General features: G+C 47.9%; 26 protein-coding genes and 2 riboswitches. Of the genes, 9 read left to right on the forward strand and 17 right to left on the reverse strand.

The features are described 5' to 3' along the window. Nucleotides 1-34 precede the first annotated feature (34 nt). Genes gcvPB through gcvT form a run of 3 tightly spaced genes read right to left on the reverse strand, consistent with a single transcriptional unit; the run spans nucleotide 35 to nucleotide 4,021 of the window. The gene (gene gcvPB, locus ACIFQN_RS12430; RefSeq protein WP_429833351.1) at nucleotides 35-1,531 is read right to left on the reverse strand and encodes an aminomethyl-transferring glycine dehydrogenase subunit GcvPB; all 1,497 of its coding nucleotides are present in this window, start codon (nucleotides 1,529-1,531) and stop codon (nucleotides 35-37) included. Then, the gene (gcvPA, locus tag ACIFQN_RS12435; protein ID WP_429833352.1) at nucleotides 1,524-2,876 is read right to left on the reverse strand and encodes an aminomethyl-transferring glycine dehydrogenase subunit GcvPA; all 1,353 of its coding nucleotides are present in this window, start codon (nucleotides 2,874-2,876) and stop codon (nucleotides 1,524-1,526) included. Before gcvPA ends, gcvPB begins: the two co-directional genes overlap by 8 nt. Before the next feature lie 41 nt (nucleotides 2,877-2,917). Next, complete coding sequence (gene gcvT, locus ACIFQN_RS12440) at nucleotides 2,918-4,021, reverse strand: glycine cleavage system aminomethyltransferase GcvT (protein WP_429833353.1); 1,104 nt, start codon at nucleotides 4,019-4,021, stop codon at nucleotides 2,918-2,920. A gap of 95 nt (nucleotides 4,022-4,116) precedes the next feature. After that, a riboswitch (glycine riboswitch) is annotated at nucleotides 4,117-4,232 on the reverse strand. Next, nucleotides 4,233-4,329: riboswitch (glycine riboswitch) on the reverse strand. Nucleotides 4,330-4,549: 220 nt separating this feature from the next. Here gcvT and ACIFQN_RS12445 point away from each other — a divergent pair. The 3 genes from ACIFQN_RS12445 (at nucleotide 4,550) to ACIFQN_RS12455 (ending at nucleotide 8,385) form a co-directional block, all read left to right on the forward strand. Further along, nucleotides 4,550-6,250 (forward strand): DEAD/DEAH box helicase, encoded by a 1,701-nt coding sequence (locus ACIFQN_RS12445; protein WP_429833354.1) that lies wholly within the window; start codon nucleotides 4,550-4,552, stop codon nucleotides 6,248-6,250. Nucleotides 6,251-6,293: 43 nt separating this feature from the next. Continuing rightward, nucleotides 6,294-7,415, forward strand: coding sequence for a YqhG family protein (locus ACIFQN_RS12450; RefSeq protein ID WP_429833355.1), 1,122 nt, complete (start codon nucleotides 6,294-6,296; stop codon nucleotides 7,413-7,415). A gap of 103 nt (nucleotides 7,416-7,518) precedes the next feature. Beyond that, nucleotides 7,519-8,385, forward strand: coding sequence for a hypothetical protein (locus ACIFQN_RS12455; protein ID WP_429833356.1), 867 nt, complete (start codon nucleotides 7,519-7,521; stop codon nucleotides 8,383-8,385). A 37-nt stretch (nucleotides 8,386-8,422) separates the two neighbouring features. On the opposite strand, the gene ACIFQN_RS12460 is transcribed toward ACIFQN_RS12455, so the two are convergent. The 5 genes from ACIFQN_RS12460 to ACIFQN_RS12480 form a co-directional block, all read right to left on the reverse strand. Continuing rightward, nucleotides 8,423-8,677 carry a YkuS family protein gene (locus ACIFQN_RS12460; RefSeq protein ID WP_429833357.1) on the reverse strand — a complete coding sequence of 85 codons (255 nt, stop codon included), beginning with the start codon at nucleotides 8,675-8,677 and terminating at the stop codon, nucleotides 8,423-8,425. Nucleotides 8,678-8,707: 30 nt separating this feature from the next. Beyond that, the gene (locus ACIFQN_RS12465) at nucleotides 8,708-8,869 is read right to left on the reverse strand and encodes a YqzE family protein (RefSeq protein WP_429833358.1); all 162 of its coding nucleotides are present in this window, start codon (nucleotides 8,867-8,869) and stop codon (nucleotides 8,708-8,710) included. Between the two features lie 65 nt (nucleotides 8,870-8,934). After that, nucleotides 8,935-9,456 (reverse strand): shikimate kinase, encoded by a 522-nt coding sequence (locus ACIFQN_RS12470; protein ID WP_429833359.1) that lies wholly within the window; start codon nucleotides 9,454-9,456, stop codon nucleotides 8,935-8,937. A 2-nt stretch (nucleotides 9,457-9,458) separates the two neighbouring features. Then, nucleotides 9,459-11,321 (reverse strand): stalk domain-containing protein, encoded by a 1,863-nt coding sequence (locus tag ACIFQN_RS12475; RefSeq protein ID WP_429833360.1) that lies wholly within the window; start codon nucleotides 11,319-11,321, stop codon nucleotides 9,459-9,461. Between the two features lie 196 nt (nucleotides 11,322-11,517). Further along, complete coding sequence (locus ACIFQN_RS12480; protein WP_429833361.1) at nucleotides 11,518-12,468, reverse strand: substrate-binding domain-containing protein; 951 nt, start codon at nucleotides 12,466-12,468, stop codon at nucleotides 11,518-11,520. Between the two features lie 147 nt (nucleotides 12,469-12,615). On the opposite strand from ACIFQN_RS12480, the gene modA reads away from it, so the two are divergent. From modA to ACIFQN_RS12495, 3 genes are read left to right on the forward strand one after another with little or no spacing between them, the layout of a single operon-like run. Next, on the forward strand, nucleotides 12,616-13,428 hold the full coding sequence (gene modA / locus ACIFQN_RS12485) for a molybdate ABC transporter substrate-binding protein (RefSeq protein ID WP_429833362.1): 813 nt from the start codon (nucleotides 12,616-12,618) through the stop codon (nucleotides 13,426-13,428). Between the two features lie 26 nt (nucleotides 13,429-13,454). Further along, nucleotides 13,455-14,141 (forward strand): molybdate ABC transporter permease subunit, encoded by a 687-nt coding sequence (gene modB / locus ACIFQN_RS12490; protein WP_429833363.1) that lies wholly within the window; start codon nucleotides 13,455-13,457, stop codon nucleotides 14,139-14,141. Nucleotides 14,142-14,156: 15 nt separating this feature from the next. Further along, nucleotides 14,157-14,822 (forward strand): ABC transporter ATP-binding protein, encoded by a 666-nt coding sequence (locus tag ACIFQN_RS12495; RefSeq protein WP_429833364.1) that lies wholly within the window; start codon nucleotides 14,157-14,159, stop codon nucleotides 14,820-14,822. A gap of 46 nt (nucleotides 14,823-14,868) precedes the next feature. Here the strand turns inward: ACIFQN_RS12495 and ACIFQN_RS12500 are convergent, their stop codons facing one another. Then, complete coding sequence (locus tag ACIFQN_RS12500) at nucleotides 14,869-15,633, reverse strand: LamB/YcsF family protein (protein ID WP_429833365.1); 765 nt, start codon at nucleotides 15,631-15,633, stop codon at nucleotides 14,869-14,871. Between the two features lie 157 nt (nucleotides 15,634-15,790). Further along, entirely contained in the window at nucleotides 15,791-16,135 is a 345-nt protein-coding gene (locus ACIFQN_RS12505) for a YlbG family protein (protein WP_429833366.1), read from the reverse strand. Between the two features lie 79 nt (nucleotides 16,136-16,214). On the opposite strand from ACIFQN_RS12505, the gene ACIFQN_RS12510 reads away from it, so the two are divergent. Further along, nucleotides 16,215-16,544: a hypothetical protein gene (locus tag ACIFQN_RS12510; protein ID WP_429833367.1), complete on the forward strand. Its 330-nt coding sequence runs from the start codon at nucleotides 16,215-16,217 to the stop codon at nucleotides 16,542-16,544. Here the strand turns inward: ACIFQN_RS12510 and ACIFQN_RS12515 are convergent. After that, nucleotides 16,541-16,996: a YlbF family regulator gene (locus ACIFQN_RS12515; RefSeq protein ID WP_429833368.1), complete on the reverse strand. Its 456-nt coding sequence runs from the start codon at nucleotides 16,994-16,996 to the stop codon at nucleotides 16,541-16,543. The genes ACIFQN_RS12510 and ACIFQN_RS12515 overlap by 4 nt on opposite strands. A 68-nt stretch (nucleotides 16,997-17,064) precedes the next feature. Continuing rightward, on the reverse strand, nucleotides 17,065-18,990 hold the full coding sequence (locus ACIFQN_RS12520; protein WP_429833369.1) for a hypothetical protein: 1,926 nt from the start codon (nucleotides 18,988-18,990) through the stop codon (nucleotides 17,065-17,067). 38 nt (nucleotides 18,991-19,028) lie between these two features. Here ACIFQN_RS12520 and ACIFQN_RS12525 point away from each other — a divergent pair, with 38 nt between their 5' ends. Then, nucleotides 19,029-19,472 (forward strand): protease complex subunit PrcB family protein, encoded by a 444-nt coding sequence (locus ACIFQN_RS12525; RefSeq protein WP_429833370.1) that lies wholly within the window; start codon nucleotides 19,029-19,031, stop codon nucleotides 19,470-19,472. Nucleotides 19,473-19,577: 105 nt separating this feature from the next. On the opposite strand, the gene ACIFQN_RS12530 is transcribed toward ACIFQN_RS12525, so the two are convergent. Next, nucleotides 19,578-20,000 (reverse strand): hypothetical protein, encoded by a 423-nt coding sequence (locus ACIFQN_RS12530; RefSeq protein ID WP_429833371.1) that lies wholly within the window; start codon nucleotides 19,998-20,000, stop codon nucleotides 19,578-19,580. A 157-nt stretch (nucleotides 20,001-20,157) separates the two neighbouring features. After that, on the reverse strand, nucleotides 20,158-20,502 hold the full coding sequence (locus tag ACIFQN_RS12535) for an AMP-dependent synthetase and ligase (RefSeq protein ID WP_429833372.1): 345 nt from the start codon (nucleotides 20,500-20,502) through the stop codon (nucleotides 20,158-20,160). 153 nt (nucleotides 20,503-20,655) lie between these two features. Here ACIFQN_RS12535 and ACIFQN_RS12540 point away from each other — a divergent pair, with 153 nt between their 5' ends. After that, on the forward strand, nucleotides 20,656-22,320 hold the full coding sequence (locus tag ACIFQN_RS12540; RefSeq protein WP_429833373.1) for a ribonuclease J: 1,665 nt from the start codon (nucleotides 20,656-20,658) through the stop codon (nucleotides 22,318-22,320). A gap of 40 nt (nucleotides 22,321-22,360) precedes the next feature. Here the strand turns inward: ACIFQN_RS12540 and ACIFQN_RS12545 are convergent, their stop codons facing one another. From ACIFQN_RS12545 to ACIFQN_RS12555, 3 genes are read right to left on the reverse strand one after another with little or no spacing between them, the layout of a single operon-like run. Continuing rightward, entirely contained in the window at nucleotides 22,361-22,930 is a 570-nt protein-coding gene (locus ACIFQN_RS12545) for a manganese catalase family protein (protein WP_429833374.1), read from the reverse strand. Nucleotides 22,931-22,951: 21 nt separating this feature from the next. After that, nucleotides 22,952-23,224 carry a spore coat protein CotJB gene (locus tag ACIFQN_RS12550; protein ID WP_429833375.1) on the reverse strand — a complete coding sequence of 91 codons (273 nt, stop codon included), beginning with the start codon at nucleotides 23,222-23,224 and terminating at the stop codon, nucleotides 22,952-22,954. 1 nt (nucleotide 23,225) lies between these two features. Then, the gene (locus tag ACIFQN_RS12555; RefSeq protein ID WP_429833376.1) at nucleotides 23,226-23,450 is read right to left on the reverse strand and encodes a spore coat associated protein CotJA; all 225 of its coding nucleotides are present in this window, start codon (nucleotides 23,448-23,450) and stop codon (nucleotides 23,226-23,228) included. Between the last annotated feature and the right edge of the window lie 133 nt (nucleotides 23,451-23,583).

A 23,583-nucleotide genomic window follows, 5' to 3' on the forward strand; every position in this document is an offset into this window, starting at 1 on the left:
TGATAGCATCTATCGGAAAGAAAAACCGCCCGTTTCAAACAGGCGGCTTTGACAAATGTTTTTTCGCTTGTGCTTGGTAACGCAGGATTGGTTTTCTGGCTGCTGTCGCTTCATCCAGTCGTTTTACTACTGTGGTATGAGGGGCTTCCTGAACGATTTCCGGATTTTCCTCACACTCACGAGCGATTTGCAGCATGACGTCAATGAACTCATCCAACGTCTCTTTTGTTTCGGTTTCCGTCGGCTCAATCATCAGACATTCATCCACAATGAGTGGGAAGTAGATGGTAGGTGGATGGTAGCCAAAGTCGAGCAAGCGCTTCGCAATATCCAGCGTGCGGACACCCAGTTTCTTCTGATTGACACCAGACAAAACGAACTCGTGCTTGCACACGCGGTCAAATGGCAGGTTGTACGCTGTAGCCAATCGACGCATCATGTAGTTGGCACTCAGTACTGCGTTTTGTGAAACCTGGAGCAAGCCTTCTGGACCCATTGTACGGATGTAGCTGTACGCGCGAACGAGGATACCGAAGTTGCCGTTGTAGCCCTTTACACGACCGATGGAATTTGGGCGATTGCTATCCCAGTAGAATGTTCCATCTTCTTTCTTCCCTACGATCGGGGTCGGCAGGAATGGTTCGAGAACCTTTTTAACACCGACTGGACCTGCACCAGGGCCGCCACCGCCGTGAGGGCCAGTGAATGTTTTATGCAAGTTAAGATGCACAACGTCAAAGCCCATGTCACCAGGACGAGCGATACCTAAAATCGCATTGGCGTTTGCTCCATCATAATACAGGAGTCCGCCTGCCTCATGGACAATATTTGCCATTTCCACAATGTCTTCCTCAAACAGACCCAGTGTGTTCGGGTTGGTCAGCATCAAAGCTGCCGTGTCCGAACCAACCGCTTCGCGCAGGGCTTGGATATCAACCAATCCACGCTCATCAGAAGGAATCGTAATGGTTTCCAAGCCTGCTACTGCAGCAGATGCAGGGTTCGTTCCGTGTGCAGAGTTCGGCACGATTACTTTGGTACGGTTAGCCTCTCCGCGGCCTTCATGGTATGCACGAATCATCATCAGACCTGTCCATTCACCTGCTGCACCAGCTGCTGGCTGCAGAGTAACGGCGTCCATACCTGTAATTTCAGCTAATTCCTCTTGCAAATTGTACAAGAGCTCCAATGCGCCCTGAACGGTTTCTTCCGGTTGGTACGGGTGCGTCTGGGCAAAACCAGGGTAACGAGCCACATCTTCATTGATTTTTGGATTGTATTTCATTGTGCAAGAACCAAGCGGGTAAAAACCGTTGTCTACCCCGTGGTTGCGACGGGACAATTCGGTGTAATGACGAACCAGTTGCAGCTCGGAAACTTCCGGCAGTTCTGCAGGTGTTTCACGAATCAAGTGTTTCGGCAATAGAGAGGCAACTTCTACCTCTGGTACATCCAACGCAGGCAGATTGTAGCCCACACGGCCTGGTTTGCTCATTTCAAAGATCAGTGCTTTCTCCTGGTCGTTACGCACGTGTGATCGCCTCCAATTCAGCAGCGAGTGTGTCGATTTCTTCTTTGGTTCTCAGCTCGGTTACTGCAATCAAGGTATGATCTGCGAGCTCAGGATAGTCCAGACCCAGATCATAGCCGCCGATGATTCCTGCAGCAAGCAGTTGTTTGTTTACTTCAGCGACTGGTTTGTTCAGCTTCACAACAAACTCGTTGAAGAACGGGGAAGCATTTACAACTTCCAACCCTTTTGCTTCAATAGCCTGCTTGGCGTAATGTGCTTTTTGCAGGTTCATCATTGCCATTTCCTGTACACCATTCTTACCCAGAGCTGTCATCGTGATTGATGCCGCCAAAGCGAGCAAAGCCTGGTTGGAGCAAATGTTGGAAGTCGCTTTTTCACGACGAATGTGTTGCTCACGCGCTTGTAAGGTCAACACGAAACCGCGCTTGCCATTCTCATCCTTGGTTTGACCAACGATCCGACCTGGCATTTTACGCATCAGCTTTGTAGTTGTAGCGAAGTATCCGCAGTGAGGTCCGCCAAAAGAAGCAGGAATACCGAACGGCTGCATATCTCCAATAACGATGTCAGCTCCGAGCTTTCCTGGTGCTTCCAATACGCCCAAAGCAAGGGGATTGGAAGAAGCAATAAGAAGTGCACCTTTTCCGTGGGCAATCGGCTCAATTGCAGCCAAGTCCTCTACGTTTCCAAAGAAGTTCGGATATTGCACGATCACTGCTGCTGTATTATCGTCAATCAACGCTTCCAGTGCAACCGTATCGGTGACACCATCGCTATTGATACCTACTTCAACAAGCTCTACGTTTTGACCGTACGCATAGGTTTTCAAAACGCCGCGTGCTTCTGGATGTACAGCGCGAGAGACAATGACACGTTTTTTACCGGTGTGACCAGCAGCCATCATCGCAGCTTCTGCCAAAGAAGTCGCTCCATCGTACATCGAAGAGTTCGCTACTTCCATGCCAGTCAGCTCGCAAACCATCGTTTGGAATTCGAAAATCGCCTGCAATTCACCTTGGCTGATTTCAGGCTGATAGGGTGTGTAAGCGGTAAAGAACTCACCACGTAAGAGCATATGGTTCACGGTACTTGGTGTATAGTGCTGATACACACCGGCACCGAGGAAGTTTACATGCGTGCTGAAGTTGACGTTTTGATTCGCCAGGCGTGTGAAGTATTTAACGAGATCAGGCTCGGATAAGGCCTCAGGAATATTGAGGGCGCCTTTGAAGCGTACTTCCTCCGGGATATCGGCAAACAGCTCTTCTATGCTGGAAATGCCAAGCGTTTCCAGCATTTCGCGCTTGTCCTGATCGGTTTGGGGCAGATAGCGGTATTTCACGAACGTTGTCCTCCTCTAATAGGATGATTGTTGGTTACTACTTAGTTTTTTGGACGCTTGTAAAATGGAGCGGCAACGACCTCTGCCTTCAGGCGTTTTCCACGAATCTCAACTTCCACCTGTGTACCGATTGCCGTGTGCTCGCTTTTCACGAGGGCGAGACCGACGTTCTTTTTCAACGTGGGGGACTGTGTACCTGTAGTCACTTCGCCAATCAGCTCTTCCCCTGCGTAGACAGGGTAGTGCGTGCGCGGAATTCCACGGTCGATCATTTCAATACCGATGAGTTTGCGCGGTGCACCGTTTTCTTTTTGCGCCTTCAACGCTTCTTGACCGATGAATGGAACTTCTTTGTCGACCTTGACAGCAAAGCCAATGCCCGCTTCGATCGGGGTAATGTCCTTGCTCAATTCTTGGCCATAGAGGGGCAGCTTGGCTTCAAAACGAAGCGTGTCACGGGCACCTAGTCCGCATGGCACCAGTCCGTCTTCTTTTCCAGTAGTGAGCAGGGTATCCCACAGCTCGGCTGCATGCTCCGCGTTCAAATATATTTCAAAACCATCTTCACCTGTATATCCTGTCCGGGAGACCAGAGCAGAAACACCGTTTACCATGACATCCTTCTCAAAGCGGAAGAAACCGATTTGCGACAAGTCTGTCGTGGTCAGCTTTTGCAGGATTGACTGCGCAAGAGGACCTTGGATGGCAATTTGAGCAGTTTGTGGCGAGATATTTTCAATCGTTACACCCGGAATCAGATGCTCCTCTAGCCACGCATAGTCTTTGTCAATATTTCCGGCGTTAATGACAAGCAGGTAATGATCATCAGCATACTTGTAGACGAGCAAATCATCAACAGTCCCGCCGTCTGGGTAACACAGCACACTGTACTGCGCTTGCCCAACAGCCAGCTTGGAGACGTCATTCGTCGTTACGTGCTGAAGGTATGCGAGGGCATTCTCGCCTTTTACATCTACCTCTCCCATGTGGGAAACATCAAATAAACCTGCTTTTGTCCGAACTGCTTCGTGCTCCTGGCCAATACTTGTGAACTGTACGGGCAGTTCCCACCCGCCGAAGTCAATTGTTTTGCCGCCATACTTTGCATAAGAATCAAACAGTGGCGTTCGTTTCAGATTGGACATGTGTGGCACCTCCTGTGAGCCAAATGTTATGGCATTTTTCCCCATACAAAAAGACAGAGTCGAAAAAACGGGTACACCAAAATAAAGGTGCCCATTTCTCCTCCTCTGTCCTTGGTACCTGAGAGTTACCTTGCGAATCAAGCGAGGCGGGGATCTCCTCACTTGCAAGTTTCCCCTTTGGTGGCTCCTACCTGAGCTCTCTCCAGAGTTGCGTCCAGTAGAGGTACTTTTGCCTGAGAGATTCACCGTTTCCGGCTTGCTCCTTCGGCGCTGCAGCGGTTATCGCAGTCTCTCCCTACTACTATCATTCGCGTTGGTTAGATGGTCATACATAAGTTAAGAATAACTTTTCCATACTAAGGAATGAACTTCTCCTTTATCCTACCACGAGAGTGAGCAGTTGAAAATATACAAATTAACAGTCACCTTAAGAAATACTTAACAAAATGATAAATGATATGAAAAACGTTAAGATTTTTAGAAAATGGCTTGAAAGTTATGGCAGAGCTACGCAAAGGAGTAACGTATATGCCGAATGTTCCTGTTTCATTTGATACTAGCTGGATCAATCCGCTGTCAGAACGGTTGCAAGAGGATGGGCCCTGGGACAAATGGGAGCTGTTCAAGCTGGCATTGGAAGCGGAGGAAGCCATGGCTGTGCGCGAGTTTGATCAACTGCAATGCCTGAAATACTTGCCCTTGCTGTCCCCGTTTCCGCATCAGCTCCACACTGCCGAGCGTGTGCTTTTAGAAATGCGCGGACGAGCGATTCTCGCTGATGAAGTGGGCCTCGGAAAAACGATAGAAGCTGGTCTGATCATGAAGGAGTATATGGTGCGCGGACTGGCAAAAAAAATTCTCATTCTGGTTCCAGCCTCACTTGTCATTCAATGGACCAAAGAACTGCAGCAAAAATTCGGCATTTCCGCCGTCGCCCAAAAAAAAGAGTACATGTGGCGGCAGCATGAGGTCGTTGTCGCCTCGATCGATACCGCCAAGCGCGACCCCCACCGCCGGCATGTACTGGACATTGATTACGACATGCTCATCATCGACGAGGCGCATAAGCTCAAAAACAAGCGAACCCGCAACTATCAATTCGTAAAAGAAATTCGGAAAAAATACTGCCTGCTCTTAACCGCAACCCCCATCCAAAACGAAATGGATGAGCTATACAATTTGATTAATTTATTGAAGCCGGGCCATCTCGGTCATACAACCTCCTTCTCCTCCAATTATGTAGAGGGCAAGCGTCAATCCAAAAACAGTGAAAAATTGCGCGAGGAAATCGAAAAGGTCATGATCCGCAATAAGCGAAGCGACGGCGGTATCCAATTTACGAGTCGCTGCGTCCAATCGATCCCCATAGAGCTGTCTTTTGAGGAAATGGCGCTTTATGAGGGTGTCACCCGATTTGTCCGCGAACAGTACCAGTCAGGAATTGGCGGGTTTAATTCCCTTGCACTTATTACCCTGCAGCGGGAGGTATGCTCCAGCAAGGAGGCCGCGTTCATGACGTTATACAATATGCATGAGCGTATGGCAGAGGACTCCCCGAGGCGTGAACAAATCATTGCATTGGTCGAGCTGATTAAAAAAATCGAGACCCATTCCAAAGCAGCCAAAACCGTTGAGCTGATTCAACAAATCAATGACAAAGTCATCATTTTTACGGAATACCGCGCTACACAAAACTACTTGCAAAAGTATTTGCATGATCACGGTATCACCTCTGTACCGTTTCGCGGCGGCTTTAAGCGAAGTAAGAAGGACTGGATGACTGACCTCTTTCAGAATCGAGCACAAGTGTTGATTGCGACAGAGGCAGGCGGCGAAGGCATCAATCTACAGTTTTGCAATCAGGTCATCAATTACGATCTCCCGTGGAATCCGATGCGCGTCGAACAGCGGATCGGCCGCGTCCATCGACTTGGTCAAAAGCGAGACGTGCACATTTACAACATGTCGACGGCGGGAACGATTGAAGAAAACATCTTGAACCTCCTCTATGAAAAAATTGATCTCTTTGAGATGGTTATCGGCGAACTCGATGATATCGTAGAACGTCTAAACCTGAGTCAGTCTCTGGAAGAAAATCTGATTCAGATCATTATGGATTCCCGCTCGAACAAAGAGATGGCTTTGAAGCTGGATAATATGGGGCATGCCATCCGTGCGGTCCGCCAGACCCGTACAGAGGGTCAGCTATCAGAAGCTGCCGAGCAATAAATGGCGTGCACCAGAATCGTATAAGAAGAAAAGAGGTTTCCTGATGCAACAACAACAGGTCCGGCAATTCATTGAGCGCTACCTTGCCACCTTTTCAGCCCATATCGTAGAAACCCATCCCGACTATATAACCGTCAAGCTTCCCGTTGAAGTGGACAAGGATATCGGTAATCGCCCCTTTTACTGGAGCTGGGTGGAAAAGATGAACCTCGCTTATCAACCATTGGTTCTGACTTTTGCTTTTCATCCCGACCTCATGCCAGAAGGCTTACGCGCTGAACACATGCATCTCGGGGCGTCGCGCATGCAGCAAATTTTTGATTCCACGAAAAAACACGGACAATTTCTCTGTATGTATGAGCAAGATCCCTTCGCCATCGGAAGCACAGGGAAACGACAATCTGCTCCACTCGTACCGTGGCTTGGGTTAAATCTGAAGGTCTCGCTGCTCTGTGACAAGAGACGCGACATTCTCTTGTATTTGGGAATTAATTTACACGACCCGCGAATCGTACGCGACTTTACTTCGTTCCTTTTTCGCCTGCCCCTCACTCCAGCCATTCCCGATTACTTTTACACATTGGATCGGAGAATAACGGTTGAACAAGCTTTCGATATGGCAAAAAAGGAAGTCACGAGCATCATGGAATCGGAGGATCAACAGTGGGCAGAAGAAGCCCGGGCCCGATTAGCGGAAGAGCTGGCTATCCTTTCCGCCTATTATGAAGAATTAGCTCTTCGCGAGCCTTCTGCTACGAATGAAAGCAGCGAGGAAGAGGCGGAAACCACCGATATGGCAGTTGAAGGCATGGAGCCGGATGAAGTGGAAGAAGCAGCAATGTCCCAGTCCACACAGCCTGTTGTCGAACAGTCGCAGACTCTTGACGAATACCGGTCATCAGGAGGACGAATCCTCGACTTTTTACGTGCAAACGGGATTCAAACGACACCGCGCCAACAAATCGATCAGGAAGAATGGAAAAAAAGCACGCCAGATGAGGAGCGGAAGCGTCGCATGGACGAGCTAAAGTGGCAGTACGAACCGCGAATCGAGGTGCAATTTATCAACGGTGGGTTATTTTATCTTCACTCGGTACCCGCCGAGCTGTCTTCCACTCCCGAGTGGTACAAAGTGAATACCCCCGCATCCAGGCGAATCCTGTAAAAGAACAACGAGAAATTGTGAGTAGGAAAAGACAAGTTGCAACAAATCTTTTTGGAATATCTGGCTACAATAGGATTAGGAAAGCCATTGCAAAAGGTGGTGCATGTTTGTGACCAGACGCTTCTTCCCCTTCATCTCCGCTCTGCTCTCTATAATGCTTTTCGCCTGGCCTGCTTTTGCCCAGGAAGATGGAAGCTGGGACAGGCAGTTTCAAGCACAAATCGCTGAATGGAAGGACGCAATAGCTAATCGTGATCCGGCGTTTAAGGAATGGCAACATGCGCAAACAGATGTCCAGACACTCGGTACCAATCAGCGCCAATGGCTCGTAAGTGTCAAAAAGGCTGGGAAGCAGGTCGGCTATTTAGTGGTTGGTGAAGCTCCTTGGCCTGATCGTGAACCACAGGAACAATTTGTGTTATTAGAATACGGTGTCGGAGAATACATTTTGTTTGATGACGCTTTCGCTCCAAAGGAAATTGCCGCCGAGCCTGTCTATGACGGGTTCGCTTCCCATTGGTTGATTACCCAGAAGCCAGCTTCCCACATGATAAACGCCAAGACTGGCGAACCTTATCCAGCCACATTCGTGGCAAACAAGCCCGTGATGGGAACTCTCTCTTCAGCCGAATTGATTCATAGCGGTCAAAGTCTGACACAAACCCGTTTGTTGAAGCAGAAGGAAGCCGACCCTTTCGACCAGATCGGCTGGGTGCATCAATTACAGTCCAAGTCAGATATAACCTGGAACAAGCTTTGGCAACAGCGGTCTGACTCTTCTGTTACTCTTACTGTACCTTTGCACCATTCTCAGGTGCTTGCACCCTTTGTCGTCAGCTCCCTCCATCTATGGAACGACCAAAACGCGTATGTGGGAGTCTGGGACGAGGGATTGCGATTTGTACCTTACTCATACGCTAGCAAAGTTGGTCAATTTTATGTAAACGAAACAAGCTCTCCTGCCGAATAAACGGTTGGAGAGCTTGTTATTTTTCTTAGAATGCCGTTCAATGATGCTTCGTTGGAGATAGTCTAACATGTACCGCATGGAAAACCTCACTTGCTGTCATTCCTTCAGCGTTGATCACAGGAGCACCTGTAATGGTCTTGTTTTGATCACCAAGCACGTTTATATCCTGTCCGGTGATGACGATTGCGTCTACCACCTGCTGCCAGTTCCCTAAATCAACGACTTCATATCCATTGTCACGCAACATTTTGCTTATCTGGGAAAGGGAATGTTCAACCGCTACTCTCGCCATCTGCACCCTCCGTCTACATTCATCGTAGGTTTATTTGCGCCACAACAATCGAATGGACATGGGAATCGCCCCAAACCAACGTGACGACCAAGATTCTCTAGGTGCCTTACGCTGACGGCGTTCATCTTTTGGGGTCTCCATGTACGTAACAAACAACTTGGTAAGGTATTTTAAATACTCCTGAAAGGACATCGAACGTGACCTCCTTCGTGCCCCGCGGATTCACGTCGACTTGCCTGCGGCGGAGCGCTTCATACCTAGTTTGCCCCGTCCTGCCTGCTTTCAACCAACTGGCTTTTAATTTCAGCAACAATCGCAGTCAGGCTCTTGCCTGTCGTATCGATTTGTACAGGAGCAAAGTCATATGCGCCCGCACGCTCTGCCAGCAATGTCCGTACACGTGCGGCTACGCCCCCCACAAGCAGCGGACGATTTGTATCGTTTTCCAATCGCTTGATGAGTTCTTCTTCGGTTGCAAAAAGCGCAATCACGGTCGCTTTTTCCAGCATCGCTTGAACGTTCTGCTGGCGTAATACGGCTCCGCCTCCAGTCGTCAACACTTGTGGCACCTCATCAAGCAATTCATTCAAGCGCTTCGTTTCAACGTCACGGAAATACGTTTCGCCTTTTTCAGCAAATAAGGCAGGTATGCTGCACCCTTCGCTCTCCACGATCGCTTCGTCCAGATCTCTGTGCACGACCCCAAGTGATTTTGCGAGAGCTGCTCCTACCGTAGTCTTGCCTGTTCCCATGAAACCAATCAGCACAAGGTTTTTCATCTTTATTCTGCCGCCTTTCCAATCGCTGTCCTCGTCGTGATTTTCACTGTTTTTTCTTTTGGATCGTAATTTGTCTCAAGCCCAAGTGCCTGGTTGAAAAAGGACAGCGGAACCATGGTTCGTTCCTTGATTTCGAGAAGCGGTTGCCCCAAATCAAGCCTTTTTTCCCCAATGACAGCAAATTGTTCGCGTTCTTTGAGATACACTTCACGGCCATTGCCCCTCGTGCGAATCATCTGTTTTTCCTGATCCCAACTAATCGCGATTCCCAAGCGCTCTCCCAAATCTCGCAGCGGGATATAAACGGTGTTTTGCTTGACTCTGGCTGGGATCGATGGATAATAACTCATTCCGTTGATGACTGTAGTGATGTACGGTTCAAAATGGACGGGACCAAATTTTTGGGCGTTTGGGCTTTTCGTGTACGGGACGAAATACGCTGCCTCTCCTTGCAAGGTTTGACCCAGAGCCTGGTCGAGATGCTCGGCCCCAATGACACTGCCATGGTAAGTCTGTTGTACGCGTTGTAAAAAGCGCTTGTAGCTGTCATCACCGATCTGACGGCGCAGATTGTCAAACAAAAGCGCTCCCCGGGAGTACCACGTCCAATGAAATTCCTCTTCCGTCGCAAACTTTTGCAATGGCTTGTCCAATTTTCCAGACGGATAGCGATCCCCTAAGCGTTGACTATCGCGCGCATATTCATCCAGTAAAGACGAGGCAGGCTGCTCTCCGTAACGACTGTACAAATAGTGATAAACACTCAGCTCCACCAAGCCCTCGTCCAGCCAACCATGCGATGACTCCAAGGTCGCTACGCTGTTGTACCACCATAAATGGGCGACTTCGTGCGGCAGCCAGTGATCTATCAGATTTCGCTGATACATGTCCCGCTTGAAAATGGCAAGATTGGCGTACTCCATCGCATACGTGGTTCCTGTGCTGGTCTCGGCAATCGACACATGCGGATACGGCAGTGGCCCGTACCAGTCCGTATAGGTAGGGAACACTGACTGCGCGATCGTTTTGATTCGTTCTATATTCCCTTTATCTACCGATGCGATGTCAACGGTAAGGTTAGGTGGGAAGGTTATCGTTTCAATGTGGTAAAGCGGACTTCCTACCAGGGCAAAATTAAGCAGCTTTTTCCCTTGGTAATGAATTTCTTGTCTGCTTCCATCTACTTCCTTTGTACTGCCTCGGCCCCAAGAGCTCACCCACTGATAGCCCCGCGGAGAAATAAAAGACACGTCGTAATCGGCATAGTGGTAAATAAACGGATCGCCAAAGTCGATTCGCTGCGGAGGATCATACCATTGCCCTTGCTGATTCTGGGCACCAAGCATGGGATACCACGTAGTCAAGGTCCAGATGTCATCCTTGACCCCAAAACGCGTGCCCCGGCGTGGAATCGGATTTTCAAATTCGATTGTGAGTGGCCCGCGCATTTCGCTCCCCATTGGATTATCCAGCTTTATGACCGATATCTCACGGGTAAATGCAAGCGATTTATCCTTGTAACGAATGGATTTGACTGACATTTTGTTCCAAAGGTAGTCATAAACGTACAAGCGCAAATCTTTTGTTTTCGGATTGTCAAACTCCAATGTCACCTTGCCTGATATCTTTGCTTCTGATGTATGTAATTCGGCCTGGATCGTATAGTGCGGATGCAAGTCTTTTACATAGGACGGCACGGGTGGATCATACGAAAATGGGTCCGCTCCACTCTGTCCGCTCACACTCGTCTGACTCACTGCCAGCCACTGTGAAATGGCAGGCCAATAAGCGATGATTCCGGCTGAACCAAAGAGAACTAGGATCGTTAGACATACTAATAAGCTCGTTTTTTGCAATTTTTTCATGACGGCCCCCAAATCGCTCGGCGGCAAGCGTTCGTTTTGTTCTACAGATAGGAATTTATAAAATTCCTATCCAGTATAAGTGCAACACGGCTCCGCCAAAAGACATGTCGTAGCCAAGTTTTCTAATATTGTAGCAAATCTGAGTCAACCTGAGTAGAAATTCAGGCAGATTCTGGCTATATTCTGATTTTGTTCGTTACCACGTTTCATACAATATCTGACCCGTGTTACGCAAATCATAGCCTCCAATTGCATCGAGCTCTTTTTGAAACGATGCAGACTGCAATATTTCCAAAATGAGTTGAATCAATGATTCATTCTCTTGCTTTTTCATGACGACTAGATCGTAGCTTTCACGCACCAACGGCAAAAAGTCAACAGCTACGAGATTCGCCGCCTTTTCGATTCCAATCCCTACATCCGCTTCTTTTCGCGCCACTACCCCCGCCACTGCCAGGTGGCTGGCTTCTTCCCGCTCAAATCCGAGCACATCTTTGCCTTCGATTCCATGTAATCGGAACTGCTCTTCGACCAAGGTGCGCGCCCCAGAGCCTTTCTCCCGGTTCACCATACGAACACCCGGTTTTGTGAGGTCACTCCAGGAATGGATTTGTTTCGGGTTTTGGGATTGTACGTAAAAGCCCGCCCTGCGAGCTAACAGGTTCACGATCATAAAACGATGTCCGGACAAAATTCGGCGGACATACGGAATATTGTATGAATCCGTCTCTCCATCATACAGATGAGTGCTGACAATGTCTGCTTCCCCATTGTACATGGCAATCAAGCTATTTAGGCTGCCAACATAGGATCGCAGAGGACGAAACGAATTGTCTTTCTGTTTCAAATGAGATGCCAGCATATCGAGACTGACATCCTGACCGCTGATAATAATGTTTCGCGCAGTTCCCTTCTGAGCCGCTTGCACGGCTAGCGGATTTGTCACGACAGGTGCAATCGGAGCTTGCCTGTACTCCCCTTTTGCCCGTGTTTTATAGGCTTCCAGATCGCTTGCATCAACCCGCATCTGTCGGCCAACCCGATAGGCGGGCAATTCTCCTTTTTTGATCAAGTCATAAACGGTCAGCTTTGAAATCCGCAAGAGCTTTGCGATTTCTTCTGTTGTATAGGAATTTTCATTACTCATAGCTGACCTCCTGTTATTTGCTTCTCTCTTCATTCTCTTTCAAATCTAAAAAAATCGCAATTGATTATTACCAACAAACCCATATAATCTAATTATACTCAGTTATAGTTAATTATAACTAAACATAACGATGGAGGTCCTGAAATAATGAAGAAACAACTTTTGGCCATCTGCGCGGCATTTTGCCTCATGCTAACGGCCTGCTCCACAACACAAACAGCACCGCAAGCAAGCACGCCTGAATCAACTGGTTCAAAACAGCCTGAAGCGGCAAAGGTGGAATTGATGATTTCTGCAGCCGCAAGCCTGACTGACGCACTTACTGAGCTGAAAACTTCGTTTGAAACAGAAAATCCTGGCACTATCCTTTCCTTTAACTTTGGTAGCTCTGGAAAATTGGCGACCCAAATTTCGCAAGGCGCCCCTTCCGACGTGTTCCTGTCTGCCAGTAAAAAAGACATGGATGGTTTGGAAGAAAATCAGCTCATCGATAAAGAAACACGCCAAGATTTCACTGGTAATGCACTCGTTCTCGTCTCAGGCGCTTCCAGTTCACCTGGAATCACTTCCTTTGAAGAACTGAACAATCCTGCGATCAAGCACATTGCGGTGGGTGAGCCCGAAACCGTTCCTGCCGGCCGTTATGCCAAGGAAACGTTAGAAGCCTTGAAGCTGTGGGACAGCCTATCTGGCCGTATGGTCTACGGCAGTGATGTTCGACAAGTTCTCACTTTTGTAGAATCGGGTAATGCCGAGGTAGGCGTTGTTTATTCCAGTGATGCGGCTATCTCCAAAAACGTAAAGGTACTCGCTACTGCGAAGGCTGAATGGCACAAGCCGATTGTCTATCCTGGCGCTGTTGTAGCGGCTACAAAGCATGCGGATGCGGCAAAAGCTTTCATGACCTACTTGACAAGTGACAAAGGAAAAGAGATCTTACAAAAGTACGGGTTTCAATAAAAGGTAGAAAAATGGAGGTGGTCAGCGTGATCGAAACCAATCTCACACCCTTGATGCTCTCATTAAAAGTAGCAGCGCTCTCCACCTCCCTTGTTTTTATTCTGGGCATGCTGGCGGCTAGATGGATGACCCAGAAAGAATTTTGGGGAAAGCACGTACTGGAGTCCCTTTTTTTGCTCCCTCTGGTCCTCCCCCCGACTGTGGTCGGATTTGGTCTCTTGCTTCTGTTTGGCAAGAACGGATTTCTTGGGAAGCTGTTACAAGAATGGTTTGGGATTACCGTCGTCTTTACCCTAACTGGTGCTGTCATCGCATCTGTAGTCGTATCATTCCCATTGATGTATCAAAGTGCAGTTGCGGCGTTTACTGGCGTAGATCGCCGCTTGGAAAATGCAGCGCGTACCATGGGCGCCTCTGAATGGAGGCTTTTTTGGACCGTTGCACTCCCTTTAGCATGGCCGGGGCTTTTAGCCGGATTTGTCTTATCTTTTGCCCGTGGATTAGGGGAATTCGGTGCCACCTTGATGCTTGCTGGATACATTCCTGGAAAAACGGATACGATTCCTGTAGCCATTTATTTCGCCGTAGAAGCAGGACAAATGGATAAGGCCTTGTTCTGGGTAATCATCATCATATCGCTTGGAATGGGAACTACTCTTTGGCTCAACTGGTGGAGCAGGCGTAATGTTCGTAGGTACGCCAATCAAAAATAAGGCAGGTGGACAAGAATGCTTACTGTTGACATTAGGAAGCGGTTGCCTGATTTTTTGTTGGACGTCTCTTTTTCCATCCAAGAGGAAATTGTTGTCTTGTTCGGCCCTTCTGGTTCTGGCAAGACTACGATTTTAAACAGTATCGCTGGTTTGGTCCATCCTGACACTGGAAGGATCAAGCTCAATGATGCATTCTTTTTTGAGGAAGGAAAAAGACCTCTTCCCGTGCAAAAAAGAAATATCGGCTATTTATTTCAGGATTACGCCCTCTTCCCGCATATGAACGTTGCCCAAAATGTCCGCTATGGTCTAAAAGCAGGACATGAGCTGAGATTAGACCCATTGCTGTCAACAGTCGGGATTGATCACCTCATGCCAAAATACCCCCATCAACTATCCGGTGGGCAAAAACAACGGGTTGCCCTCGTCCGAGCATTGGCTACCGAGCCAGATATCCTCTTGCTTGATGAGCCGCTTTCTGCTCTCGATGCTGACACTCGCAGGCAATGTCAGGATGAGTTACTCCGCTTGCACAAGATGTGGAACATCCCTTTTCTTTTGGTCACTCATGATCGGAAAGAGGCCGAAAAATTGGCTGATGTGATCTTGATGATTGAAAACGGAGCGATCGTGTCGCAAAAGCGGCAAAAAAGCCATCCAGTAACGTCCATTACCTTGTAGGGTAGGCGTTCCTGAATGGCTTTTCTTTTTTCACCAAATGATCATCCTAGCGAGCCATGATCGGTTCAATCGAAACACCGTTTTGTTTAGCCCAACGATGCACGTCCACGAGAAATTGCAGGACATCCGGACTTTCCTGGTGCACACAAAGCGTGTCTGCAGCCAAATCAATGTGTTGACCATTTACAGTCAATACCTTTTGCTTCAATACCAGTTGACGGGTCTGCTCCATCCGTTCTTCCTTGCTAATCAGGACACTGCCTTCCAGCTCGCGAGGTGCGAGACGTCCGTTCGGCAAATAAGCGCGCTCGGCAAATACCTCTTCTGCTACTTGAAGTCCAAGCTCCAATCCAGCCTCCACAAGCTTGCTTCCCGACAAAGCGTAAAGAATCAGCTCCTCGTCAATATCGGCAATAGCCGTTACGACCGCTTCAGCAAGCTCTGGACGCTCTGCCGCTTCATTGTAGAGTGCTCCATGCAGTTTCACATGGTGGAGCTCGCCACCCAAAGCTTTCGTTGTTCCTGCCAAGGCTGCTACCTGGTACAAGACTAGCTCATACACTTCATTGACAGAAAGATTCATCGAGCGTCGTCCAAAGCCTTGAATATCAGCGTAACCTGGATGAGCTCCTATTTTCACATTGTGCCTCAGAGCAGCCTCAATCGTCCTGCAAATGATATGCGGGTCGCCTGCATGCAATCCGCAAGCGATATTGACGGAGGTGATCCATTTCATAATTCCTAAATCCTCAGATTGTCGTCCTCTGCTAAAGCCCTCGGCCATGTCGCAGTTAATGTCTAGTTGAATCATGTATGTACGCCCCCACCCTTCCTCTCATATCTATGTATCAGAATTGAAAACGTATACATCAGTCATTTCACCGGTATTCCCTCTTAAATAAGCATACCATGTACACCGGTTTAGCAAAAGCAAAAAAGCTGCCGAAAAATGGCAGCCTGTGAGTGACTTATGTCGAAACCACAGTGGCTTGACTATCCTCTTCTGTCATCAGTGTTTCTGCCAGAGCCATCACTTGGTTCTTCTCTTGCTTATAATCGTATTCTTTTGCCTTATCCGGCCTAGCATTGTTATACTCTACCGGAATCTCATGGCGATGGGAACGTTCGATTTTTGTTACAAAATGAAGCTTTTCCATAATGCGAATGGTTTCGTCCAACTGATTGGCATCCACATACATCGAAACATAGTTTAACCGCTTCGAGATGTAATGAATGGTGCCAAATTTGCGTAAATTTTTGGCGGCCCGTGTGTTTTTCACCCACACGGCGACCCCCAGTCGTCGTTCTCTCATGTTTGGCAGTCGGTCTCCTTCCCAATCATGGTATCATACCCTTATAAAAAGGCTTGTTACAGAAAGGAATCGTGGTCTTATGCTGGCTACGTTTTATCAGCAATTTGAAGAAAAGCTGCACCTGGAAGGAATCGTTACAAAAAGCGGTTGGCAAACACATGCCGGACAACGTTTTTTTTATGTAAGCAGTACGCTCCCCGCTCCACAACTCACAAAGCGACTCGTGGAGATAGGAGAGCGTCTCACCACTCATACCAAGTTAAAACCGGAGTGTATTTACGTTCGCTCTCACGAGAAGCAGCACGTCTATCGCTTCCGATTCCTCGTACCAAGTGAAAAGCAATTTTGCTGTGGCAACCTGTGCGAGGACTGTTTTTTGCTGCGGGAAAAGTCAGCCCCTACGAATTAACAAGGCTTTTTCACGCTGCATCCGCAACTGCCGCCTGTACCGCAACCACTTCCCTGAACTTCCAGAAACGGATTATTGCTCGGTACTTTGATCGAATCCGATACGGCATGAGCAATAGTCCAGCTTACCTGATACAGCAATTCGTCCAGTCTGTCTTCTGCCCGTTTAAACGTCTGAACAGAATCCATAAGCTCGATTGTCCGTTTCAGTTCCCTTACTTCTTTGGATATATGATTGTAGTCGGGATGGTACTTCCCGAACCGTTGCACATCCTCGTATTGCTCCTTTTTCTTTTCAAACAAGGCAAGCAGACGCTGAGCCTCCACATCTGATTCCATTTCCCGCTTGGCCTGCAAGTACTCCGAGACCTCGCGCGATTGGTTAATCATCGAGGACAATTCGTGGGACTCCATCATTAACTGCGTGATGTCCGCGGCTTCCAATGTTTCCATATGAGCGAGACCTCCTTTCACAGTAAAGCTAAAAAGCTTACCTTTTGATTGTACCACGATCGACATTCTTAGTATAGATACTGGGGCACCACAATGCGCACACGGTCGAAATCATCCAGTCGGTAGCGATTTTTTCCCGTCTTTGTCTCCATGGTAACCATCCAATACCCCATCTCTACACGAACATCGAGCGGCGTCCCCTGCAGCCTATCTTTTCCCTTTTGCTGAAATTCTACTTCCAGTTGTAATTCGGTTGCCCGTTTGAATAGATCTCGCAAAGACTGTGGGTGATACGACTGAAAATGCTGTGTCCACATTTTGGGTAGCGAAACGATTTCAGGCATACCCTCCATCTGTTCAGGAAACGTATTCTCCACCGCGTAGCCGTCCCAGGGACGTTCGACGAGAAACAATCCATTTCTCGCCTGAAGATCCGGTTGAGTCCCTATACCACCGGATACAGCTGGAGTATGTGACAGCACTTGCGGCTCATAGCCAAACTGGCGCAGTGTAGCAATGAGTGCGGATTCCTGATCCTGCGCAATAAGAAAATCAGTAGGTGAAATGATCTGCGTCAAGAATGGGCAAAAGTCAGGGATTTGCCTCCATTCCTCGATAAATCCAGGATGGGCGGTACGAACCCGAAAACAAGGCTCCATCTGGATCTGGCGCGCGGTTTTTGCCCATTGGCTTAAAACCTCTGCTAACACCTCGGGCATTGGATGAGCACAAGCCGAGCGTATGATATCCATGACCTGTTGCTCTGTCCCGCCAGAAGAGAGAAAGGTCTGCAGCATCCTTGCCTGCAATTCTCCACGGATCAATGGTCCTTCAAATTGGAGCTGGCATAATTTACTGATCTCCCACACATCCCGTAGTGGAACAAGCGGAGGAATGGTTATCGCCCCTGCTGGATCGACAAACCAGCCTTCTTCAGCCGTCAACCGCGGCAAACTGTTCCAACGCCAAAATATCCGATGTTCTTCGTCCATGCCTAGCTGTATCCAACCAAGGCCAGTGAGTAAATGTAGCCACTGTTCCAAGATGAGGCGTTTTGCATCATCAGGCGGAGTAAATCCCGCTTTCTCTAGCATGCTCAATTGTTTATCTAGAAAACACCACTGATCTAGTTGGACCTGCTTCATGAGTTCGGCAAATGCATCCCACCACCCACCATGCGGCAAGTAGTGTTGGGTAATAAAATCATACAATTGTTCCCACCGCTCAGGGGGTGATTGCGCCAGCCAGCATCGAATCTGAGACGGTTGGATAACCAAACGCCTCTCGTGCATTTGCACCAAGCCAAGTCGCAGTGCCAAATCGAGCGTCACTGTCAGACACAGACCTTCTCGTGCTTCTTGATCCAAAGGAGGTAGAACCAGCCCTTTGACATGCTCGTCAGACAGCGATAATAGTGACATCATTTTTTGTGACATGCGACGATGAATGGTACCTTTTTGTGTCACGGGCACTTGATTGTCCCGGATAAACACCAAAAGCCCAAAAAGATCCAGATGTATACCCCTGCCTGCTGATATATAATAAGGGAGCGTTTTTGAAAGAGAGACAAAAGCCTCGGATGCTTCCGGCAGCAGATACATGGTCATCTGCTCACGTACCTCCTGAGGCATGCAATAGCCGATTTCACTCCACATTTTTCGTACAGTCAAGATCAGTCCCAGTCGCCGCAATTTTGTCAATGCGACTGACAGATGTCTGTGCTCTTTTGCAATTTCACGTTCCCATGAACGTTTGCTAAAAAAACCTCTTGATGCACTCGTCACGAATAGCCTTATTACTGTTCGTTCCAGCTCGCCTGCCTGTTCCCACACTTGACCCAAAAACTGCGGGTCTTGCAACCGCGAAGATAGATCCATTTCGCTAGCGATACCAAATCGCTTCGTTTGCTCTACCAAGATAGCTTGCTGTGTTGTTTCGGACAGGTATTCCAGCGAATCCTGCACGCGCACGCCTGTCACCTCTGCTTCTTTCATTATGATTTCATATGAATTCGATATTTGGAGGGATCTTCATGTTGAACATATTTCCAAGTTTGCTGATGACTGCTGCTTTGACAATTACAGGAACACAAGTTTTGCCTACACAACATCCTACCCCATCCGCACCCGTGAAGGAAGAGGTTGTCTCAGATGGTGTACAATATGAAGCCGTAGCAGCACCTTATCCACCTGCAGTTCAGACTGCCTTGTCGAAAGTTCGAAAAGGTGGGGGACATACTGTCGTTCGTGCCAATGGAAAAGCTTATGTCGTCATTGGAGCCGGCGAGCGTCCTACCGGTGGATACCGTATCGTTACAGATCAAATCAAGAAAACTGGGTCTCATGGCTATACCGTTCACGTTCATCTGCAAGCTCCTGCTCCTGGTGCCATGAAGATCCAAGTTATTTCTTATCCTACATTGGTGATCGCTCTACCCGATCAACAAGCAAAAGTGAATGTCCAATTTCGTTCCTAATCGGTAATCGCAGGGAAAGGGATTGAAGCAAAAAGCCGACCTCGAAGTGCCATACGGCGCTCGGAATGTCGGCTTTTTGCATGAAATGCCATTGTCCTGTACGGTTTACGGCTTGACGTCAATAGAAAAACGCTCCGATACTCCGTACGACTCGTGATTATTATGAGCCAATTCCACCATGACCTCATGCTTACCGTCAGGAATATCTTTTAATACATACGTAGGCTCAAAAACTTTTGCCACCTTTTTTCCATCTAAATAAAGGTGGACATGACCTTCCCCATGCTTGTTTTCTTTCCCCATATTTTCAAGGGAAAAGGAGAAGTTGGTAACAGCTATTTTAAGCTGCAAGTCGTCTTGCTCCATTGAATGTGTGACAGACAGTGTCGGAGCGGCTTGCTGTACCTGCGCTTTCTCTACTTCTACCCCCCCTGTCTGCGTGTCCTTATTCGCATACAGGAACCACTCTATGCAAGCAGCAACAGCAATCAACAGCAACAATCGGAATAGTAATTTTTTCCCCTTCACCGAAAACAACCCCTTTCCAAATTCAGTCATCCCACAGTGTGCCCGATTGCTTGATCGTTCATTCATTGAAATACTCATGTCATTCTCGCTGTAAATGAGATCAAGACAAAGCCCCCCTTGCTATTTCCACGCTCGGGGGGCTTGTCGTTGTCCTTTATTAATGCTGAGTGTAAATGCCAAATCCTGTCGTTGTCTGAGTCGGATTTGTGAAAACTGGATTTGCCAGAGAAGCGAAATGAGCTACTTGATTACAAATGCTTGAAATCTGTTGCAATTGTTGGATTGCCTTCTGATGACCCTGGAGCGCAGTCTGAATCATTTGGGCAGCTTGTTGCTCGCGCTGAGCGATCTGTTGAAGCTGTACAGCATTTCTTTCTTCCTGCTGCAACAGTTGCTGGTATTGCGCTGAAGCTTGCTGTGTCTGTTGTACCAACTGCCCGATCAGTTGCTCGCAATGAGCAAGTTGCTCTGACAATTGCCGTGGTTGTGGAAATGTATTCATGGTGTCCTCCATTCAAAAAAGGTGAATTTTACCTAAGTTATCATGCTTCGTTTCCTTTCCATTTATTCTCTTTTGTTGGGAATTTAAGACACATATTCGATCCTTCATTCGCACAGATTAACCCTATTATGGTGTGAGGAGGTCTTTTTGCGCATGGCTGCTTCGAATGCTCTGTCCATCTTTGCGTTAGGTGGCGTATACGAGATCGGAAAAAATATGTACGGAATTCAATATGCAGACGATATCGTATTGATTGATTGTGGTTCTAAATTCCCTGACGAGAGCTTTTTAGGCATTGACCTGATTATTCCGGACATCACGTACTTATTGGAAAATCGTGATAAAGTCCGGGGGCTTGTCATTACACATGGGCACGAAGATCACATAGGCGGGATTCCTTATCTCTTAAAGCAGCTAAACATGCCGTTGTATGGCACACGACTAACCTTAGGCTTGGTTAGTGAAAAGCTAAAAGAACATGGCTTGATTCAAAGCACGGACCTTAATCAGATTGATTCGAACTCAGAAATTATCATAGGACCTATACGTATCAGCTTTTTCCAAACCAATCACAGTATCCCCGACTGTTTAGGCGTTGTTTTTGATACTCCTGAGGGTACTGTTGTTCATACAGGTGATTTTAAATTTGATTTAACCCCAGTAAATAATCAAGCCCCAGATTTGCACAAGATGGCGGCTATTGGTCAAAAAGGAGTACTGGTCCTACTGTCAGAAAGTACGAATGCGGAGCGTCCTGGATTTACCCCATCGGAAAAACAGATCAGCGCCCATTTGCAAGAGGCATTCTCCAAAGCGAAACAAAAAATTTTCGTGTCCACATTCGCCTCCAATGTCCATCGCTTGCAGCAAGTGATAGACGCGGCGCAACTGACAAATCGAAAGCTCGTGCTCCTGGGACGGAGCATGGTGAACGTCGTCAGGATCGCTTCCGAACAAGGTTATTTACATATCCCCGAAGGCATGCTGATAGAAGCCGAGGAGGCGAGCCAACTCGATCCCAGTCAGGTGGCGATCCTATGTACAGGCAGTCAAGGCGAGCCGATGGCAGCATTAGCACGGTTGTCCACTTCCAGCTTTCGGCATATAAAGGTTCAAGCTGGCGACACGGTTATTCTTTCCGCGACACCCATTCCAGGGAACGAAAAAAATGTCACTCGCATCGTAGATAATATGTTTATACTGGGGGCCCATGTCATTTATGGCTCAGGAACGGGCATGCATGTTTCCGGGCACGGAAGTCAGGAAGAACTGAAATTAATGCTCACCCTGATGAAGCCAAAGTATTTCATCCCCATTCATGGCGAATATCGGATGTTATATCAGCATCGTATACTGGCAGAATCACTTGGCATTGATCCTGCTTGCATTTTTATTGCGAACAACGGGGATGTTGTCGATATCAAGGACCAGACTGCTTCGCAAGAGCGAAAAGTGCCTGCCGGAAGTACACTTGTCGATGGTTTAGGGATTGGTGATGTGGGTAGCGTGATCTTACGCGATCGCAAGCATCTATCTGAGGATGGCATCTTAGTGGTGGTGGTCACTCGGAGCAAGGCAGACGGTAAAATTCTCTCTGGGCCTGACCTTATTTCGCGTGGATTTGTATATGCACCGGAATCAGAGGCGCTATTGGAAGAAGCGAGTCGCATTGCAGCCTTATCCTTAACAAATTTACTGGACGAAAATGTAAATCAATGGAACCGTTTGAAACAAGCAATCAGAGAATCCATTGGGCAATACTTGTATACGAAGACGAAACGACGACCGATGATTCTCCCGATTATTATGGAAGTGTAAACGACAAAAAAAGAGAGCTGCAGCGCTCTCTTTTTTTATATTAAAAGATTTTTTTGCGATCCTGCTCTTCTTTCAATAGTTCAACAGCCTCTCGGAAACGCAGAGAATGCACAACCTCACGCTCACGCAAAAATTTCAAGCTGTCTTGCAAATCAACATCATCGGTCATATCAATTAACCATTGGTAGGTAGCACGCGCTTTTTCCTCGGCGGCTATATCCTCGTACAGATCGGCGATTGGATCTCCTTTGGCTTGTATATACGTAGCTGTCCATGGCACACCGGCTGCATTACTGTAAAACAGCGCCCTGTCATGATTGGCATAGTGTGCACCGAGCCCCGCTTCTTCCAGTTGTTCGACAGTCGCATCCTTCGTCAGCTTGTAAACCATGGTCGCGATCATCTCCAAGTGGGCGAACTCCTCAGTCCCGATATCGGTCAAAAGCCCGATCACCTTATCTGGAATCGTATAGCGCTGGTTCATATAGCGCAAAGCTGCCGCCAATTCCCCATCTGCCCCACCGTACTGCTCCATTAAAAATTTCGCCATTCTCACATCACATTTACTCACACGAACCGGGTATTGTAGCTTTTTCTCATAGATCCACATCGTTACCACTATCCCTCATTTCTACACTTGCCAAGGCCACGGGACATCGTTCCACTGCCATGGGTATCCGGAATAACTGCGACCAAAGTTTTGCAATGGGCCATACAAGGTCTCATATTCATTGGCCAGGCTCCAGCGCTTTTGGGTAAGCTGGTTAAACTGTTCGATGGCATTCACATCAGTGGGATGAGTGTCTAAATACAGATTGAGCTCAACAAGCACAAAGTCGATCGCCTGAAGCTCTTCCAGTAATGCGTAATATTGCTGATCGCCGACTTTATTTTCAGGGGTCATGTTAGCCTCCCCTCCCTATGTGATCTGCTCGGGGGTCGTAGGGACTGAACAATGCGGGCCACAATGTACCTAAGCGCAATGCTTCCATCGGGGGATACTGCGGGAGATTCTCTGGTTGAAAGGGGATGAACAACTCTGGCGGGACTTGATACGTTTTGACACGTATCGGCGGACAAGGATCATAGTGGCTGACATATGGAAAATAGGTCCTTATTTGTGAATGCAAAGCAGACATCCTCCTTCAGATTAGGTATCTGACTACTCACATTACACTATGTCGTCAGCCATGTAGGCGTGATTGCTAAGGAAACAAAAAAGCTTTTCCTAAAAAGCAAAGACCACGATTCCCCGTTGCGAGT

The sequence above is a fragment of the Brevibacillus sp. NRS-1366 genome (assembly GCF_050467985.1).

Excerpts from the sequence above, each read along its gene's own strand:
- ACIFQN_RS12465 (WP_429833358.1), bottom strand. The coding sequence starts at position 8,869 with ATGTCCTTTCAGGAGTATTTAAAATACCTTACCAAGTTGTTTGTTACG.
- ACIFQN_RS12460 (WP_429833357.1), bottom strand. The coding sequence starts at position 8,677 with ATGGCGAGAGTAGCGGTTGAACATTCCCTTTCCCAGATAAGCAAAATG.
- ACIFQN_RS12445 (WP_429833354.1), top strand. The coding sequence starts at position 4,550 with ATGCCGAATGTTCCTGTTTCATTTGATACTAGCTGGATCAATCCGCTG.
- ACIFQN_RS12535 (WP_429833372.1), bottom strand. The coding sequence starts at position 20,502 with ATGAATACATTTCCACAACCACGGCAATTGTCAGAGCAACTTGCTCAT.
- ACIFQN_RS12515 (WP_429833368.1), bottom strand. The coding sequence starts at position 16,996 with ATGGAAACATTGGAAGCCGCGGACATCACGCAGTTAATGATGGAGTCC.
- ACIFQN_RS12480 (WP_429833361.1), bottom strand. The coding sequence starts at position 12,468 with ATGAGTAATGAAAATTCCTATACAACAGAAGAAATCGCAAAGCTCTTG.
- gcvT (WP_429833353.1), bottom strand. The coding sequence starts at position 4,021 with ATGTCCAATCTGAAACGAACGCCACTGTTTGATTCTTATGCAAAGTAT.
- ACIFQN_RS12500 (WP_429833365.1), bottom strand. The coding sequence starts at position 15,633 with ATGATTCAACTAGACATTAACTGCGACATGGCCGAGGGCTTTAGCAGA.
- ACIFQN_RS12520 (WP_429833369.1), bottom strand. The coding sequence starts at position 18,990 with ATGAAAGAAGCAGAGGTGACAGGCGTGCGCGTGCAGGATTCGCTGGAA.
- ACIFQN_RS12550 (WP_429833375.1), bottom strand. The coding sequence starts at position 23,224 with ATGACCCCTGAAAATAAAGTCGGCGATCAGCAATATTACGCATTACTG.
- ACIFQN_RS12525 (WP_429833370.1), top strand. The coding sequence starts at position 19,029 with ATGTTGAACATATTTCCAAGTTTGCTGATGACTGCTGCTTTGACAATT.
- ACIFQN_RS12510 (WP_429833367.1), top strand. The coding sequence starts at position 16,215 with ATGCTGGCTACGTTTTATCAGCAATTTGAAGAAAAGCTGCACCTGGAA.
- ACIFQN_RS12470 (WP_429833359.1), bottom strand. The coding sequence starts at position 9,456 with ATGAAAAACCTTGTGCTGATTGGTTTCATGGGAACAGGCAAGACTACG.
- ACIFQN_RS12505 (WP_429833366.1), bottom strand. The coding sequence starts at position 16,135 with ATGAGAGAACGACGACTGGGGGTCGCCGTGTGGGTGAAAAACACACGG.
- ACIFQN_RS12475 (WP_429833360.1), bottom strand. The coding sequence starts at position 11,321 with ATGAAAAAATTGCAAAAAACGAGCTTATTAGTATGTCTAACGATCCTA.
- ACIFQN_RS12495 (WP_429833364.1), top strand. The coding sequence starts at position 14,157 with ATGCTTACTGTTGACATTAGGAAGCGGTTGCCTGATTTTTTGTTGGAC.
- modA (WP_429833362.1), top strand. The coding sequence starts at position 12,616 with ATGAAGAAACAACTTTTGGCCATCTGCGCGGCATTTTGCCTCATGCTA.
- ACIFQN_RS12455 (WP_429833356.1), top strand. The coding sequence starts at position 7,519 with ATGTTTGTGACCAGACGCTTCTTCCCCTTCATCTCCGCTCTGCTCTCT.
- ACIFQN_RS12450 (WP_429833355.1), top strand. The coding sequence starts at position 6,294 with ATGCAACAACAACAGGTCCGGCAATTCATTGAGCGCTACCTTGCCACC.
- ACIFQN_RS12540 (WP_429833373.1), top strand. The coding sequence starts at position 20,656 with ATGGCTGCTTCGAATGCTCTGTCCATCTTTGCGTTAGGTGGCGTATAC.
- ACIFQN_RS12545 (WP_429833374.1), bottom strand. The coding sequence starts at position 22,930 with ATGTGGATCTATGAGAAAAAGCTACAATACCCGGTTCGTGTGAGTAAA.